This is a genomic window from Pseudomonas sp. SG20052, assembly GCF_031766055.1.
Lineage (GTDB): Bacteria > Pseudomonadota > Gammaproteobacteria > Pseudomonadales > Pseudomonadaceae > Aquipseudomonas > Aquipseudomonas mandelii.
On the sequence record NZ_CP134498.1, the window covers coordinates 3,866,593 to 3,882,178 of the forward strand.

The 15,586-nt window shown below is 59.5% G+C and carries 19 protein-coding genes; 5 read left to right on the forward strand and 14 right to left on the reverse strand.

The features are described from left to right. Window positions 1-14 precede the first annotated feature (14 nt). From RHP74_RS17670 to RHP74_RS17705, 8 genes are all read right to left on the reverse strand, one after another. The gene (locus tag RHP74_RS17670) at window positions 15-788 is read right to left on the reverse strand and encodes a 1,6-dihydroxycyclohexa-2,4-diene-1-carboxylate dehydrogenase (protein WP_311095959.1); all 774 of its coding nucleotides are present in this window, start codon (window positions 786-788) and stop codon (window positions 15-17) included. A gap of 89 nt (window positions 789-877) precedes the next feature. Then, window positions 878-1,891 (reverse strand): benzoate 1,2-dioxygenase electron transfer component BenC, encoded by a 1,014-nt coding sequence (benC, locus tag RHP74_RS17675; protein WP_311095960.1) that lies wholly within the window; start codon window positions 1,889-1,891, stop codon window positions 878-880. Between the two features lie 10 nt (window positions 1,892-1,901). Beyond that, window positions 1,902-2,390 (reverse strand): benzoate 1,2-dioxygenase small subunit, encoded by a 489-nt coding sequence (gene benB / locus RHP74_RS17680; protein WP_311095961.1) that lies wholly within the window; start codon window positions 2,388-2,390, stop codon window positions 1,902-1,904. Beyond that, a complete protein-coding gene (gene benA / locus RHP74_RS17685) occupies window positions 2,387-3,751 on the reverse strand; it encodes a benzoate 1,2-dioxygenase large subunit (protein ID WP_083376536.1) in 1,365 nt (454 codons plus the stop codon). Before benA ends, benB begins: the two co-directional genes overlap by 4 nt. Window positions 3,752-4,049: 298 nt before the next feature. After that, a complete protein-coding gene (locus RHP74_RS17690; protein WP_311095962.1) occupies window positions 4,050-5,009 on the reverse strand; it encodes an AraC family transcriptional regulator in 960 nt (319 codons plus the stop codon). A gap of 267 nt (window positions 5,010-5,276) precedes the next feature. After that, complete coding sequence (gene catA / locus RHP74_RS17695; protein WP_169858241.1) at window positions 5,277-6,206, reverse strand: catechol 1,2-dioxygenase; 930 nt, start codon at window positions 6,204-6,206, stop codon at window positions 5,277-5,279. A 55-nt stretch (window positions 6,207-6,261) separates the two neighbouring features. Then, window positions 6,262-6,552: a muconolactone Delta-isomerase gene (gene catC, locus RHP74_RS17700; RefSeq protein WP_010455050.1), complete on the reverse strand. Its 291-nt coding sequence runs from the start codon at window positions 6,550-6,552 to the stop codon at window positions 6,262-6,264. 10 nt (window positions 6,553-6,562) lie between these two features. Next, complete coding sequence (locus RHP74_RS17705) at window positions 6,563-7,711, reverse strand: muconate cycloisomerase family protein (protein WP_169858242.1); 1,149 nt, start codon at window positions 7,709-7,711, stop codon at window positions 6,563-6,565. Between the two features lie 127 nt (window positions 7,712-7,838). On the opposite strand from RHP74_RS17705, the gene RHP74_RS17710 reads away from it, so the two are divergent. Further along, window positions 7,839-8,720, forward strand: a complete 882-nt coding sequence (locus RHP74_RS17710; RefSeq protein ID WP_221106224.1) for a LysR family transcriptional regulator — start codon at window positions 7,839-7,841, stop codon at window positions 8,718-8,720. Here RHP74_RS17710 and RHP74_RS17715 read toward each other — a convergent pair. Both RHP74_RS17715 and RHP74_RS17720 read right to left on the reverse strand, forming a co-directional pair. After that, window positions 8,717-8,959, reverse strand: coding sequence for a DUF1652 domain-containing protein (locus tag RHP74_RS17715; RefSeq protein ID WP_154501111.1), 243 nt, complete (start codon window positions 8,957-8,959; stop codon window positions 8,717-8,719). The two genes, RHP74_RS17710 and RHP74_RS17715, sit on opposite strands and share 4 nt — an antisense overlap. Before the next feature lie 118 nt (window positions 8,960-9,077). Continuing rightward, window positions 9,078-9,977, reverse strand: a complete 900-nt coding sequence (locus RHP74_RS17720; RefSeq protein ID WP_311095963.1) for a polysaccharide deacetylase family protein — start codon at window positions 9,975-9,977, stop codon at window positions 9,078-9,080. Window positions 9,978-10,256: 279 nt separating this feature from the next. Between RHP74_RS17720 and RHP74_RS17725 the strand changes: the two genes are divergently transcribed. From RHP74_RS17725 to RHP74_RS17735, 3 genes are all read left to right on the forward strand, one after another. Beyond that, window positions 10,257-10,937, forward strand: coding sequence for an SOS response-associated peptidase family protein (locus tag RHP74_RS17725; RefSeq protein ID WP_311095964.1), 681 nt, complete (start codon window positions 10,257-10,259; stop codon window positions 10,935-10,937). A 252-nt stretch (window positions 10,938-11,189) separates the two neighbouring features. Then, a complete protein-coding gene (locus RHP74_RS17730) occupies window positions 11,190-11,462 on the forward strand; it encodes a hypothetical protein (RefSeq protein ID WP_077749271.1) in 273 nt (90 codons plus the stop codon). Window positions 11,463-11,643: 181 nt separating this feature from the next. Then, window positions 11,644-11,871 carry a DUF6555 family protein gene (locus RHP74_RS17735; protein WP_077749272.1) on the forward strand — a complete coding sequence of 76 codons (228 nt, stop codon included), beginning with the start codon at window positions 11,644-11,646 and terminating at the stop codon, window positions 11,869-11,871. 123 nt (window positions 11,872-11,994) lie between these two features. On the opposite strand, the gene RHP74_RS17740 is transcribed toward RHP74_RS17735, so the two are convergent. Genes RHP74_RS17740 through RHP74_RS17750 form a run of 3 tightly spaced genes read right to left on the reverse strand, consistent with a single transcriptional unit; the run spans window position 11,995 to window position 13,222 of the window. Continuing rightward, window positions 11,995-12,153 carry a hypothetical protein gene (locus tag RHP74_RS17740; RefSeq protein WP_167362281.1) on the reverse strand — a complete coding sequence of 53 codons (159 nt, stop codon included), beginning with the start codon at window positions 12,151-12,153 and terminating at the stop codon, window positions 11,995-11,997. Window positions 12,154-12,212: 59 nt separating this feature from the next. Further along, window positions 12,213-12,524, reverse strand: coding sequence for an AzlD domain-containing protein (locus tag RHP74_RS17745; RefSeq protein ID WP_010455066.1), 312 nt, complete (start codon window positions 12,522-12,524; stop codon window positions 12,213-12,215). Beyond that, window positions 12,524-13,222 carry an AzlC family ABC transporter permease gene (locus RHP74_RS17750; protein WP_042932778.1) on the reverse strand — a complete coding sequence of 233 codons (699 nt, stop codon included), beginning with the start codon at window positions 13,220-13,222 and terminating at the stop codon, window positions 12,524-12,526. Before RHP74_RS17750 ends, RHP74_RS17745 begins: the two co-directional genes overlap by 1 nt. Window positions 13,223-13,390: 168 nt before the next feature. On the opposite strand from RHP74_RS17750, the gene RHP74_RS17755 reads away from it, so the two are divergent. Continuing rightward, window positions 13,391-13,765 (forward strand): DUF2784 domain-containing protein, encoded by a 375-nt coding sequence (locus tag RHP74_RS17755; protein ID WP_010455070.1) that lies wholly within the window; start codon window positions 13,391-13,393, stop codon window positions 13,763-13,765. A 146-nt stretch (window positions 13,766-13,911) separates the two neighbouring features. Here the strand turns inward: RHP74_RS17755 and RHP74_RS17760 are convergent, their stop codons facing one another. After that, window positions 13,912-15,489, reverse strand: a complete 1,578-nt coding sequence (locus RHP74_RS17760; protein WP_010455072.1) for a sensor domain-containing diguanylate cyclase — start codon at window positions 15,487-15,489, stop codon at window positions 13,912-13,914. Between the last annotated feature and the right edge of the window lie 97 nt (window positions 15,490-15,586).

The window sequence follows — 15,586 nt, forward strand, 5'->3', positions numbered from 1 at the left end:
TTTGCGCAGCCGCCTCAGCCCTGATCGCCGCCGCCCACCGGCATGACCATGCCGGTGATGTACGAAGCCTCGTCGCTGGCCAGAAACAGAATAGCGCCAGCCTGCTCATCCAGCGTGCCGTAGCGCTTCATCAAACTGCTGTCGAGCGTCTGGCCGACAAGTTGCTGATACCAGACTTTCTCTTCGGCGCTCTGCTCTGCGCTGTTTCGCGGGATGATCCGCGGCGGTGCTTCGGTGCCGCCGGGCGCGGTGGCATTGACCCGGACTCCGCGGCCGGCGGTTTCAAACGCCAGGCAAGCAGTCAGCGCATTGACACCGCCCTTCGCCGCGCCATACGGCACACGATTGATGCTGCGGGTAGCGATGGATGAAACATTGACGATCGCGCCGCTGCCCTGTTCAAGCATGAACGGCAGCGCGGCGTGGCAGCACCACAAGGTCGGAAACAACGAACGACGGACTTCGGCTTCGATCTGCTGCTCTTCGTAGTGTTGGAAAGGCTTCGCCCAGATCGTGCCGCCTACGTTGTTGACCAGCACATCCAGACGCCCAAAGCGCTCGACGGCGGTGCGCATCACGCGGCTGCATTCGCTGTATTGCTCAAGGTCGGCGGTCAGGGCAAGCACCTGGCTGCCCCGCCCCAATTGTTGCTGCACCTCGAACACCAGGTCCGAGCGATCAACCAGAATCAATCGCGCACCCTCGGCGGCCATGCGCTCCGCCACCCGCCGACCAATGCCTTGCGCCGCGCCGGTGATCAGCGCGACTTTTTCGTGAAATCTGTTCATGTGGACCTCGTGACGAAGGATGCCATGCAGTGAAAACGTCCCAGACAAAACACTGACCTGTGGAATCAGTGATCACGCAACGGCTGGACTCAAGCCGCGCTGGCAGCGAATTTCTCGTAATAGAAGTTCGCAGGCGCGACGCTTTGCTCGCGAATGAATTGACTGACCGCTTCGACCATCGGCGGCGGGCCGCACAGGTAGATGTCGACGTCGCCCTCATTCAAATGTCGTGGCTCGATATGCTGGGTCACGTAGCCTTTGAGCGGATGCTGGCTGTCGGGGTTGGCGACGCAGGCACTGAAGCTGAAATTCGGGATGCGCGCGGCAAACGCTTCGAGCCGGTCCATTTCCACCAAGTCAAAATCGTTGGTCACGCCATAGATCAGATGCAGCGGATGCTCGCTGCCCTGCTCGGCTATTTTCTCCAGCATCGCGGTGAACGGCGCCAGACCGGTTCCACCCGCCAGCAGCAACAACGGCCGGCGAATGTCGCGCAGATAAAAGCTGCCCAACGGCCCGGCCAGACACATGCTATCGCCGGCCTTGGCCATGCCGGTGAGGAAGCTGCTCATCAAGCCGCCGGGCACGTTGCGGATCAGGAAACTCACTTCGCCGTCACGCTGCAACGAGCTGAAGGAGTAAGCGCGGGTCTGCTCGCTGCCGGGAACTCCCAGGTTCACATACTGACCCGGCAGAAACGCCAGTTTGCTCAGCGCTTCGCCCTTGATCGACAGCGCGATGGTGCTGTCGGACAACTGCCGCACGGCGCTGATGGTGGCGTCGTAACTGGCCTGCTGGGTACGGCAAACCTGCGATGAAGTCGGCACGCGCACCACGCAATCGCTCTGGGCGCGCATCTGGCAGGTCAGGACAAAACCCTGCTGCGCTTCATCGGCGCTGAGCGCGTCTTCGATGTATTCCTCGCCCAAGTCATAGCGACCGGCCTCGGCGAAACACTTGCAGGTGCCACACGCGCCGTCGCGGCAATCGAGCGGAATATTGATGCCTTGACGGTACGCGGCATCGGCCACGGTTTCGCCCACGTTGGCGTCGATGAACCGAGTGACGCCGTCTTCGAAATTGAATGCAATGGAATGAGTCATGACGGCCGCCTCAGAGGTGGTAGACATCGATGACCTGGCGAACGTAATCGTTCTTCAGGATCACTTTCTTGGCCTTGATCAGCAGGTTTTCACCGCGCACATCAAGGGTGTAGAAACTGCTGCCGAAATAGCTGTCGACGGTCTTGTAGCGAAAGCTCAGGGTGTGCCAGTTGAAGCGCACCTTGCACAGGCCGTCGGCCTGCTCAAGCAGTTCGATGTTGCTGATGTTGTGCGATGTGCGGGTGTCCGGAACACTGGCGCTGGAGCGCTCGGTCTTGATGCGGAAGATGCGGTCTTCCAGGCCGGTGCGGTTGCCGTACCAGATCAGCGAGATTTCCCGCTGCGGGTCTTCGGTCAACTCGTCGTTGTCGTCCCAGGAAGGCATCCAGAACGAGGCATCGGCGGCGTACAGCTCCAGCCAGTCGTCCCATTGCTTGTCGTCGAGGTAGCGTGCTTCGCGGTAGAGGAAATCGCGCACTGCATCATAAGTGAGGGTCATTGCACGGCCTCCACAGCAATCAATTCCGGCTGTTCGGCAGCCAGGGCCTTGAGCATGGTTTGCTGCCAGTACTTGTGTTGCAGCACGAACAGGCCTTCGTCTTCGGTGCGCACGCCGCTGAGCAAGGGATGCAGGTCGATTTCCCTGGCCGCCTCATCGGCGCCCTCGACCCAGTGCTCCGCGCCGCGGGACATGTCATTCCACGTCGTGACGCTGCCCTGATAGCTGGTCTGGCACGAGCGAAACTCTTCCAGATCATCCGGGGTGGCCATGCCGCTGACGTTGAAGAAATCCTCGTACTGACGAATCCGGCTCGAACGGGCGTGGTCGCTTTCGCCTTTGGGGGCGATGCAATAGATGGTGATTTCCGTGCGGTCGACCGAGATCGGGCGGGCGATGCGGATCTGCGAGCTGAACTGGTCCATCAGGTAGACGTTCGGGTACAGGCACAGGTTGCGCGAATTCTCGATCATCCAGTCGGCACGGGCCTGGCCGAAGTCCCGGGATAGCTCGTCGCGGCGTTCGTAGAGCGGGCGATCCTCGGGGTTGGACCAGCGGGTCCAGAGCAGCATGTGGCCCTTGTCGAACGAGTAGAAACCCCCGCCCTGCTTGGCCCAGGTCCCGGCGCTCATGGTCGGATTGCTGTCACCGGCTTCACGCTGTTTGCGCTGGTTCTGGGTAGCGGCGTAGTTCCAGTGCACGGAGCTGACGTGGTAGCCGTCGGCGCCGTTTTCGGCGGTGAGTTTCCAGTTGCCTTCATAGATATAACTTGAGGAACCGCGCAGCACTTCGAGGCCATCGGCGGACTGGTCGACGATCATGTCGATGATCTTTGCCGACTCGCCCAGGTGCTCGACCAGCGGCACCACATCGGCGTTGAGGCTGCCGAACAGGAAGCCGCGGTACGACTCGAATCTCGCGACTTTGGTCAGGTCGTGGGAGCCTTCGCAGTTGAAGCTCGCCGGGTAACCCGCAGCCGCCGGGTCTTTGACCTTGAGCAGTTTGCCGGAGTTGTTGAAGGTCCAGCCGTGGAATGGGCAGGTGTAGGAGCTCTTGTTGCCGGTCTTGTGCCGGCACAGCGTCGCGCCGCGATGGCTGCAGGCGTTGATGAACGCGTTGAGCACACCTTCCTTGTTGCGCGCGATGAAGATCGACTGGCGCCCCATGGTGGTGGTGTAGAAATCGTTGATGTTGGGGATCTGGCTTTCGTGCGCCAGGTACAGCCAGTTGCCTTCGAAGATGTGTTTCATCTCCAGGTCGAACAGCCGTGGATCAGTGAACATCTCGCGCTTGCAGCGGTAGATGCCCTGTTCTTTGTCATCTTCAAGCAGGGAGTGAAGGTATTCGGGTCGCAGGGACATGGCCGCCGCCTCCATTGTTTTTATTCAGGCAGGGCCATGCTAGGACGGGAGGATGCGGGGGACTATCCGATGGGTGCAGACGTGTATCCGTTTACTGCAACGTGCGGTGAATCATTGATGCCCACCCATCAGGACCGACAGGAACCTGTGGCGAGGGAGCTTGCTCCCGCCGGGCTGCGAAGCAGCCCCAAAACCTGCGACCGCGATTATTCTGCAAAACCGGGGGTCACAGGTTTGCGACTGCTGCGCAGTGGAGCGGGAGCAAGCTCCCTCGCCACAAGTTGCATGTCGCCTGGGGTCAGTGCCGGCGCTTGAGGGTGTCGGACGGTAACTCGCCGAACTGTTTGCGGTAGTTGTCGGAGAACCGCCCCAGGTGCAGGAAGCCGTAATCCATGGCCACTTCCGTGACGTTTCGCACGTTGCAGGTCGGGTCGCTCAGGCACTGGTTGATGCGTTCGAGTTTCTTCTGCCGGATGTAGTTTTGCGGCGAAGTCCCTGCGTTGCGTTCGAACAAACCATACAGCGAACGCAGGCTCATCCGAGCCTGACGCGCCAGTTCTTCACTGTCGATGTCCTGCTTGAGGTTGCGCGCGATGTAATCGGCAATCCCCTCGAACGTCGTCGCTGGCGAGCCAAGGCTGCTGCGGATGACATTGGTTTTCATCAGGCTGAGCATCTTGCTGACGATGATCTGCGCGTAGTGTTCCTGAACCCGGGGAATCTGCTGGGTGGCCTCGGCTTCCTGGCAAATCATCGCCAGCAGGCCGACAAAACCTTCCAGCTCATCAAGCTGATAACGATTCTCCAGAAACCGCACGCCCTGCCCCGGATAGCGCCAACGCTGCTCCTCGCACACCGACTCGAACAGCCGGGTAGGTACTTTGAGGATGAATTTTTCGCAATCGTCGGAGTACGTCAAGTCCACCGGGTCGTCGGGGTTGATCAGCAGCAATTCACCTGGCGCAAAGTAATGCTCCTTACCGTGACCGCGCCACAGGCAGTTGCCGCGCAGTAGCACTTGCAGGTGATAGATCGTTTCCAGCGCGCCCGAGGTCACCCGCACGCTGGCGCCGTAGCTGATGCGGCACAGGTCAAGGCTGGCGAATTTGCGATGATCGAGGCTGGCCAGAGGACGGCCGGCCCTGGGCATGAGGATGCAATGATTGCCGACATGCTGATTGACGTAACCCGACACCGCGTAAGGGTCGGCGTGGTCGAATACTCTGCTGCGCGGACTCAACAGTTGCGCGTGCATCATCGGGTTACTCTCGTTGTTGTTATCGATTGCGTCGGGTCATTCTAAGGCCGTATCTGCAGCGGTGTGTCAGTGGGCTGACCTGTGGAAGGTTCTGGCCCTATCGCGAGCTGGCTCGCTCCCACAGTTGACCGCGTTCGCCCTGAAGTAACTTGGTCAATGTGGGAGCGAGCTGCTCGCGATAGGGCCATCAGTCTCAACATCAACGTTGACGGACACCCCGCATTCGCAAGCAGGCTCGTTCCCACAAAGATTCGATGATCGAGGCGATCAATCCTCGAGCGCACGAACCCGTTCGTGGCGCTGCTGCTCGTCAGGTTGCGCGGAGGTCTGCAAGGTAAAATCGAAGTCGATCTCGGCAAACCGGCCGCTGACACCATGGGCCGCCGCGCGCTGCGGGTCGTCGCTGAAGGTGATGTGGGCGATCAGCTCGTCGCGGGTGGCGTAGGCAAAATCGTCATGCAGGTACTGATCGCCATCGAGGTTGATCTGGGTGGTCAGGTGACGATGGTCCGGCGCGGAGATAAAGAAGTGAATGTGCGCCGGACGCTGGCCATGACGGCCCAGTTGATCGAGCAATTGCTGGGTCGGACCGTCCGGCGGGCAACCGTAGCCCGACGGCACGATGCTGCGGAAACGGTAGCGGCCCTCGGCATCGGTGACGATGCGGCGGCGCAGGTTGAATTCCGATTGCGTGGTATCGAAGTAGGAATACGTGCCGCCCGTGTTGGCGTGCCAGACATCCACCACTGCGCCGGCCAAAGGTTCGCCAGCGGTGTTGCGTACCTGGCCCTGCATGAACAGAACCACGCCCGGATCAACGCCATCGTCCAGTCGTGCCTCACCCTCGGACAACGGCGCGCCCGCCACATACAACGGGCCTTCGATGGTCCGCGGCGTACCGCCCGCCTTCCCCGCCTGCTCGTCCTCGGCGTCCATCAGCAAGTCCAGGTAGTGTTCCAGGCCGAGGCCGGCCACCAGCAAACCGGCCTCCTGGCGCGCGCCCAGCACGTTGAGGTAATTGACCGCTTTCCAGAACTCTTCCGGGGTCACGGCGAGGTCTTCGATGATGTTTACCGAATCACGCAAAATACGGTAAACCAAGGCTTTGACCCGCGGGTCGCCAGCGTCGTTGAGCAAGCCGCTGGCGTCTTCGAGAAACTTCTGGGCACTGGCAGTGTGGGAAATCTTGACGTTCATTTTTTGGGGTTCCTCATCTTGTAATTATGGGCGTAGCGAACTGAACAGGCTGGGTTCAGCGGTCATCCTCGCGGATGGAAGAAGGATGCCGGCACATCGCATCGACCTCGATCGCCATGTACGGAAACAGCGGCAATTGCATCAGCAGGTCGTGCAGTTCCTGAACGCTGTCGACGTCGAAAACGCTGTAATTGGCATAGTGCCCGGCGATGCGCCACAGGTGACGCCATTTGCCTTGCTCTTGCAGGCGCTGGGCCAGGGCTTTTTCATCGGACTTGAGCTGGGTGGCGAGATCCGGGTTGATGTCGACCGGCAGATTCACGGTCATTTTTACGTGAAATAGCATGATGCTCTCCTCAGGCTTGATGAACGGAAGTGGATGTTTTGTCGCGCCGGAAAAACGCCAGGCGTTCCTCATCCAGGCTCAGGCCAAGGCCTGGTGTTTGCGGCACGTGCAGCGCAAAGTCGCGATAGACCAGCGGCTCGCTGAGCACGTCTTCCGTCAGCAGCAATGGGCCGAACAGCTCGGTGTCCCAAGCCAGTTTATTCAGGGTGATAAAGGCATGGGCCGAGGCCAGCGTGCCGATCCCTCCTTCAAGCATAGTGCCGCCGTACAGACCGATACCGGCAGCTTCGGCGATGGCGGCGGTCCGCAGCACGGCCCGTGGCCCGCCGTTCTTGGCGATTTTCAGGGCGAACACCGAAGCGGCCCCTTCACGCGCCAGATTGAAAGCGTCTTCCACGCACTCGATGGACTCATCGGCCATGATCGGCGCCGGGCTCATGGCGTTCAGGCGCACCATGCCCGCGCGGTTGGTGCGTGAGATCGGCTGTTCGATCAAGTCGATGCCGTTGCTGCCCAGTATCCGGCAGGCGCGCAGTGCGACCGCCTCGTCCCAGGCTTGATTGACATCGACCCGCACGCTGGCGCGATCGCCCAGGGCTTTCTTGATGGCAATAACGTGGGCCAGGTCACGATTGACTTCTCCGGCACCGATTTTCAGTTTGAAGATCCGGTGGCGCCGCAGGTCGAGCATTTTTTCCGCTTCGGCGATGTCCTTGTCGGTGTCGCCGCTGGCCAGGGTCCAGGCCACCGGCAGCGCATCACGAACGCGACCGCCCAGCAACTCACTGACCGGCAGGCCAAGGCGTTTGCCCTGGGCGTCGAGCAAGGCGGTTTCGATACCTGATTTGGCAAACGTGTTACCTCGAATGCTGCGCTCCAGGCGCAACATCGCCGCATTGATGTTGCCGCTGTTCTCACCGATCAGCAGTGGCGCGAAGTGTTTGTCGATATTGGTCTTGATGCTGTCCGGGCTTTCATTGCCATAGGCCAGGCCACCGATGGTGGTGGACTCACCAATGCCTTCGATGCCATCGGCGCAGCGCACGCGGATGATCACCAGGGTCTGGTTCTGCATGGTGTGCATGGCCAGTTTGTGCGGGCGAATGGTCGGCAGATCGACGATGATCGTCTCGATCGATTCAATGGCAGTTGCACGCATGTCGATACCCGTCAGGTTCTTTAAGTTCTGAAATGGATTCTCATACGGCTTTTTGCCCACGGCCAATATAGAATTGGTCTGGATCGATACCTTAAAGGTATTCAACTGCTCAATGCCTGGAGGCACCATGGAATTGCGTCACCTGCGGTATTTTCAGGTGTTGGCTCAAACCCTCAATTTCACCCGCGCCGCCGAACTGCTGCACATTGCCCAGCCCCCGTTGAGCCGACAGATCCAGCAACTGGAAGATGAACTCGGGGTGTTATTGCTCGAGCGTGGCCGTCCGCTGAAGCTGACCGACGCCGGGCGCTTCTTCCATGAACACTCCACCGCCTTGCTCGAACAGCTGGCCAAGGTCTGCGACAACACCAAGCGCATCGGCCTGGGGGAAAAGACCTGGCTGGGCATCGGTTTTGCGCCATCGACGCTGTATGGCGTGCTGCCAGAACTGATTCGTCGCTTGCGCAGTGGCGAGCCTCTGGAGCTTGAGCTCGGGCTTTCGGAAATGACCACGCTGCAACAGGTGCAGGCGCTCAAGGCCGGGCGCATAGACATCGGTTTCGGGCGGATCCGCATCGACGACCCGGCGATCATCCAGACGGTATTGACTGAAGATCGGCTGGTCGCCGCCCTGCCTGCCGGCCACCCACTGCTGGCCGGGCCGATCAGTCTGCGCCAACTGGCGAAAGAGCCTTTTGTGCTGTACCCCGGCAATCCACGCCCCAGCTACGCCGACCACGTTATTGCGCTGTTCGAATCCTACGGCGTGAGCATCCACGTGGCGCAATGGACCAACGAACTGCAAACAGCAATCGGTCTGGTAGGGGCCGGTATCGGGGTCACACTGGTGCCCGCGTCGGTGCAGTTGCTGCACCGCGACGACATTGGTTTCACCCCGTTGCTGGAAGACAACGCGACGTCACCGATCATTCTCAGTCAGCGCGTGGGCGATGTGACGCAGGGGTTGAATCATTGCTTGAAGATAATTGATGAACTGCTGCCCCGCTAACCGGCAAAGGCCCGGCGCCCGGCACGCAGTTCGGTGCGTAATTCGCCAATAAGGTCGGAGATCGCGCGAACGGTGGTCAGCCTGGCGGGCGTTACACAGGGAATGAGCAAATCGATGCGCCCGGTGGCCGGGTCGTACACTTTGATCCGCAACAATCCATTGGGATTCACTGTGCACTCGCAGGAGAGCGGCTTAAAACCGGACTCTACAATGATGCAAAGGACTGAAATAGAAACCATGACTGACGCCTCCTTGGCGGCTCATCGGATTCGACCCGCTGAGGATAGATCCATTTTCGCCCGTCTGCGCCCGCCGGCCTCACATTAAGTGTTAGCTGTTTCTCATTTTGCTGAAGTTCTAATGAGAATCCCCGTCCCACAACCAATTCCAGATCCCCGGCAACTTCACTGCCTCTGAACCGCTTCTGACGGTGCGCGCCAAAGCCGCCCGTTGCAGCGCCGCCCTGTCGTCGTAAAACGGCTTCTGCGCCACCGTCACCCCCGTGGCACGGGCGCTGTCGAGGAGGATTTGCAGGTATTCGCGGGCATGCCGGGCGGTGTAGCGATTAAGGTCGTGGAAGGTCACCACCACCGGAATCACACCGTCCACCGTCGGCAATTCGCCCAATGCAATGCGCTCACGCACTTCGGACAGTTGCCGCAACATGTTGGCCCGTCGCCGCGGGCTGGCGTTGAAGCCCCAGATCTTGCCGTCGTTGGCGCTCAGGTCGGTCAGCAGCAGGTGCAGGCCATGTCGCTGATAGGCGGCGAACACGCGTTTGTCATAGCTCCAGAACGGCGGACGCACCAGGGTGGGCGGTGCGCCGGTGATTGCGGCAATGTCGGCACTGCCCTTGCTCAATGATTGCTCCAGCGCTTGCGGGCTCAGCGAGCGGTGATTGGTGTGCGAGTGGGTCGCCGTGTGGAAACCCAGCACATGCCCTTCAGCCTGCTCCCGGTGCATGACCCCGCGCCCGATGTCGCTGTCGCCGGCCCGTGGCGCGCCGGTCTGCACGAAGAACACCGCTTTGATCCCCGGTTGCACCGGGTTCTGCGCGAGGCTGTCGAGCACCGTCATGCTCGGGTTCCAGAAACTTGACGCGCTGGGACCGTCGTCGAAGGTCAGCACAAAGCGGATCGGTGGCTGCGCGCGCAGACGCTGTTCGGTCTGCGGGGTCAGCTCGATCGGTGAAGCGATGCAGCCAGCGAGCCCGACAGCGATGGCTAGCGTAGTGAGAGCCTTGAACAACTGTTTCATGGTTTGCCTTGGGCCAGACCGTAATGGTCATCACGTTAAAACGGCAAAAACCCTTCGCCCATTGATCCCTTGTCAGCCCGCAGGTCGCTGCAGGCCGAGGTTGGATCAGGGTACACAGTGTTTGGTTCCAGCGCTCACCCTCGTGGCTTACCGCGCCAACGACTGCTGGAACCATCGCCAGAGCTACATTCGTCAGGAATTGGCCGTTCAACCACAGCATCCTCGCGAAGGACGGTACCCGTGCTCCTACACTAAAAGCTCAAGCCTGAGGATTAACCGATGTGCGGACGACTCTCGCAGTACCGTGGCATTCACGACTTTGTCGCGGTGCTGAGCATTCCCGACGCGCTGATCAACCATGTCGGTGATGAACCGCTGGCCCGCTACAACGCCGCGCCCACCACTCAACTCGCCCTCCTGCACCTTGAGCCTGACGGGTTGCACGCCGATTCGGTGCGCTGGGGATGGCGGCCGCACTGGGCGAAGGACCGGGCGGCGCCAATCAATGCCCGGGTCGAGAAAGTCGCTCATGGCCCGTTCTTCCGGGCGATCTGGCCGCACCGTGCGATTGTGCCGATCGACAACTGGTTCGAATGGGTGGATGCCGGCGACACGACGCGGCAGCCGTGGCTGATTCGTCGACGGGATCGGGCGCCGATCTACTGCGCGGCGATCGGCCAGTTCCCCCACGGTTGCAGCGAGCCGCGCGGCGACGACGGTTTCGTCATCATCACGGCGGACAGCGCTGGCGGCATGCTCGACATTCATGACCGACGGCCAGTGGTGTTGTCTGTGCAACTGGCACATGAATGGCTGGACCCGGCTACGCCTAAAGAGCGTGCCGAGCAGATGGTGCTCATGCAAGGTGAAGTCAGTGAAGTGTTCGAGTGGTACAGGGTCGATAAGGCAGTGGGAAATGTCAGGAACCAGAGTGCAATGTTGATTGATAAGCTGACTTGAATTGGATCCATTTCCGGTTTCTGAATAGCCGAACGGCATAAACGTTACACAGACTGTTTCATCCAAGAAACACTAAAAGGAATGCGGCAAAACGATGCATTAACCGCTTGTCTGACAATTGAATTGTTGTACATACATTTAGTAGTGCTACAGATAGCATGCGCGCCGCATTTCCCCTGGCAGTACCTAATTGACCAAAGAGTCAATAAACAAGGAAATCCCTAAATCCAACGAGCCTTGCAGAGAACTAAGTTGCGCGAAGATCTTGTCATTAATCAAGTCGGCGGTCTGGAGTGCGTGTACCTGTCGCTGACAGAACGCTATCAACTTGACTGCTTTATCGGGCAATACATAAAGACCCGAAACCTGCGTTCCATCCCCAATATCAACGACATCCTGCGCTCAACCCTCGCAGCCTACTCCGGCAAGCCGCCAGTCATGGTCAACGAATTGAATGCCTGGATCGACAAGACGTTGGGCTACCGGGCCTCCCACCCGGATTTTCCGTCACTGGACGATATTTGAAGTGAGGCGCTGCTGAGTTCAGCACAAGACTGAACGAACCGAACATTGTTGCACTCTGAAGAAGAGGCCCATCGAGGCCTCTTTTTTTCAGCTCTTATCCGCACAAGGATTGCACCCCAGACTTTGCGAATTGCCCGTTCGATGCCTGAATCAAAGCCCTGGCGAATTTAAGGAGGAATACATGAGCGAACTCGTTCCCTATGCCGTGCATTATTTGCTCGATGGCGTTCGTCAGCACTTTTTCAAACTGGCTGAACAGTTCTCCGATGTTGACGCGATTCGTTCAGCCTCGGCGCATGCCTTTCCGCAATCCGACGGAAAGATCGCCGCACACGCCTCCCCCGAAACGGCGCGCTTGAGCGCTCAACAACTGGGTATCACGCAGATACGTTGGAATGAGGCGATCTGACGGCCTTACCCGCCCGCTTGATCGCGAATGACTGTTCAATCAAGCAAAGTACTTCAGACACACCTGCTTTTGTGGCGAGGGCGCTTGCTTGACTGAAGATCAGCGGTGGGGGATGCGGACCCGTCAGGGCTTCAGCGGACGCTCTTGGTCACGATCTGACAGTTCTTTACCATCGTCGGGGTGCTTCCAGTCCGGTGTCGAACGCCTCTGTCGCTCAAGCTCTTCTTGAGTCGGTTCATCCTCATCTTCATCCAGATCAGGACGTTTTGGTTCATTGGCCATACGCGCCTCGCTTCCTGAAGGAGTTCCCTTTAAGCGTAGAACAGTTTCCGAAGCGCGACTCAAAGCCACCAGCGCAGCAAAAAGAAAAACCCCATGCTCAAAAGCATGCTGAGCAAGGTATTGCGGGTGTACAGCACCAATCCCACCGCCACCAGCGAACTGATCAGGTACGGGTTGTCCCACTGCAGATTCAGCTGTTTGTCCGGCATGAACACAATCGGTCCGCAGATCGCGGTCAACATCCCCGGCACGGCAAAACCGAGGAACTGCCGGGCATTGCTGCTCAAGCGCAGCGGCAGTCGTGGTTCGAGGAATACGTAGCGGTTCAGGAAGACGAGCACGCCCATCCCGATAATTACAGCCCAGACCATCATGTGCGCCCCCCATGGAATTTGTTGCAGATGAAGCCTGCAGTCATGCCCGCCAACCCCGACAGCACCAGCGCCGAGCCCCATTGCCAGTAGCTGAACAACACGGAACAAAACAGCGAAACCGCGACGCAGACCACCGTCGGAACGTTGCGTACCACCGGGGTGATCAGGGCAATGAAGGTCGCAGCGATGGAGAAGTCCAGCCCCAAGTGTTCGAGGCCGGGAATGCTGCTGCCGAGGACGATGCCGGCCAGCGTGAACAGGTTCCAGGCGATATAAAACGTCAGGCCAACACCCAGGGCGTACCAGCGATTGAACTGCTGTTTGTCATGCTGGCTGGTCAAAGCGAACAGCTCGTCAGTGAGCAAAAACCCCAGCCCCACGCGCCAGCGACCCGGCAGCGGTGAAATCACCGAACGCATACTCATTCCGTACAGCAAATGCTGGGAGGTCAGTAACAGCGTGGTCAGCAAAATCGAAAAGATCCCGGCACCGCCCTTGAGCATGCCGATGGCGACCAATTGCGCGGCACCGGCAAACACAATGCTCGACAACCCTTGACCTTGCAGCGGCGTGAGATTGGCCTCGATGGCCATGGACCCGGCCAGCAGACCCCAGGGCGCGGTCGCCAGGGACAACGGCATGATCGCTACAGCGCCGCGAAGAAAGGCACTGCGCGGCATGAGTGAGTTCGACATAAAGCTCTACAACCAGGGGAAGACGCCAGACTGTGCCAGCAGTTGCGTTCGATGGCTTGAACAATCTTGCGCACTTGCGGGCAGCACTTGCCGAATGGCTCTGGGCAGCAGCAAGGAACAGAACCCGAGTACCATGGAGCCATTCGCCTAACGCGTCAGGGAGTCGACATGCTTTACCGGATCGCCGCCGATGGGCTGGTGCTGTTTCATTTGCTGTTCATTCTGTTCGTGCTGTTCGGCGGGCTGCTGGTGCTCAAATGGCGACCGCTGATCTGGTGGCACCTGCCCGCTGCTGTGTGGGGCGTGAGTGTGGAAGTCTTCCACCTGATGTGTCCCCTGACTCAATGGGAAAACGTCATGCGCCAAGCCGCTGGGCAAACCGGTTACGGCGGTGGCTTCATCGAACACTACGTGTGGCCGGTCATTTACCCCGCAGGGCTGACACCGGCGATTCAACTGGCGCTGGGCAGCGTGGTGCTGGTGATCAACGTCATGGTCTATCTTCGGCTGATCAGGTTGTGGAAGTTACGCCGGGCAGCCTGAAATACCCGCCGAGAATCGAAAATGCTGTCGATTGAAGACCTGACGTTGCTTCAAGCCATCCGCGAAACCGGCAGCCTGTCGCGGACCTGGGCAAAGCGCCTTCTACCGTGTCCTGCAGTCCAGGGCAGTGACCGCTTCGTTTCAAGTCAGTTGGCGATGACGCTCATGTTCCGCCCACTGGCCTTGGCCACGTACAACGCTTTGTCCGCAGCGGTGACCAGGTCGTCGGGCTGATCCTGCGAGGCCGGGTTGTAGGCGCAAACCCCCACGCTGACCGTCACCATACCCTCAGGGCATTCGCTGTGTACGATGCCGGCCTGCTGCACCCCGCGACGAATTTTTTCGGCGACCAGAAACGCCCCCACATAGTCGGTGCCGGGCAGCACCACCGTGAACTCCTCGCCGCCATAGCGGGCGGCCAGATCGCCGGGGCGTTTGATGTTGTCCTTGATAATCGCGCTGATTTTGCGCAGACAGTCATCACCCGCCACGTGCCCATAACGATCATTGAAGCTCTTGAAGTGATCGACATCGATCATCAGCATGGCGAGGTGGGTCACCGTGCGCCGGGCCCGGCCCATTTCCGCGAGGATGAACAGATCGAACTGACGCCGGTTGGAGAGCCCGGTGAGTGCGTCTTCGAGCGCCAGCAATTCAAGGCTGCGGTTGACCTCGATGAGCTTTTCCCGGGCATCAAGCAGCACGCTCTGAAAATGATTCTGCTGCTTCATGAAGCGAATGAGGCGATAGCCGAGCCCTCCCAGAAACACCAAAAGCAACAGCACGATGCCAGCGCTGAGGATGGACTCCTCGCGCCAGCCGGCCAGGACGTCTCGCTTGTCCAGGCCGGCAAAGACGATCAGCGGATAACCATCAACCCGTCGAAACCCCACCACTCGCTCCACACCATCAACATATGACTTGACGGTGGCCGTGCCGGAATTGCCCTTGGGCAACAGCTGCATGAACAGCGGCCCCTTGGCGACGCTGGTGCCGACGTCTGCTTCGTTGAATGGTCGGCGAACGACGATGCTGCCATCGTCGGCGATCAGGTTGATCACGCCGTTTTGGCCCATGTCGATGCTGTCGTACAGCGCGAGAAAATGGTCGAGGTAGATCGTTGCCAGCGCCACACCGGCGAAACTGCCATCTGGATGATTGATCCTGCGTGACACGGTCATGATCCATTCGCGGGTCGATCGACTCTTGATCGACGGTCCGATATGAGGTCCCCGGTCAGTATGATCACGATGGTAGATGAAGTATTCACGGTCGGAATTGTTCGCACCGGGTATATCCGCACCGTTGGAATTGGCGATCCACCCCCCTTTTTCGTCAAATACGAACAGACCATGGAGCTGGGTCAGCTCACTGCGTTGGGCGGCGAGCAAACGTCTGAATCTGGGCAGCTGCGCTGAGGCCACACCCTCGTTTTCGACGCGGTCCACCAAGGCAAACAGCAGCGTATCGGCCTGTTTGATTGACGACTGCGCTTGCGACGTCAGGGTCTGGGCAAGGTTGGACATTGCCACTTCTTTGTCATGCAAATGGTACTGGCGCGAGTTCCAGGCTTCCCAGATCACAATGGCCGTCAAGGACAGGCACACCGCCACGAGCAGGACAACCGCGTAGCGGACCCTGCGCCGGGACTCGATTTGCTCGCCCCCCCAAGGCGCGACGGGCCGGCTGTGTTCAATTCGGTCGTTGATGGACGGATGCCCCATGACGCTCCCTGACTCGTTATGACATGGCGACTTTTCCCGTTCGCCCTTTTAGCGCCATCCAGTCGTGCCTGACACTCGGACCGCTATGCTCCACCAG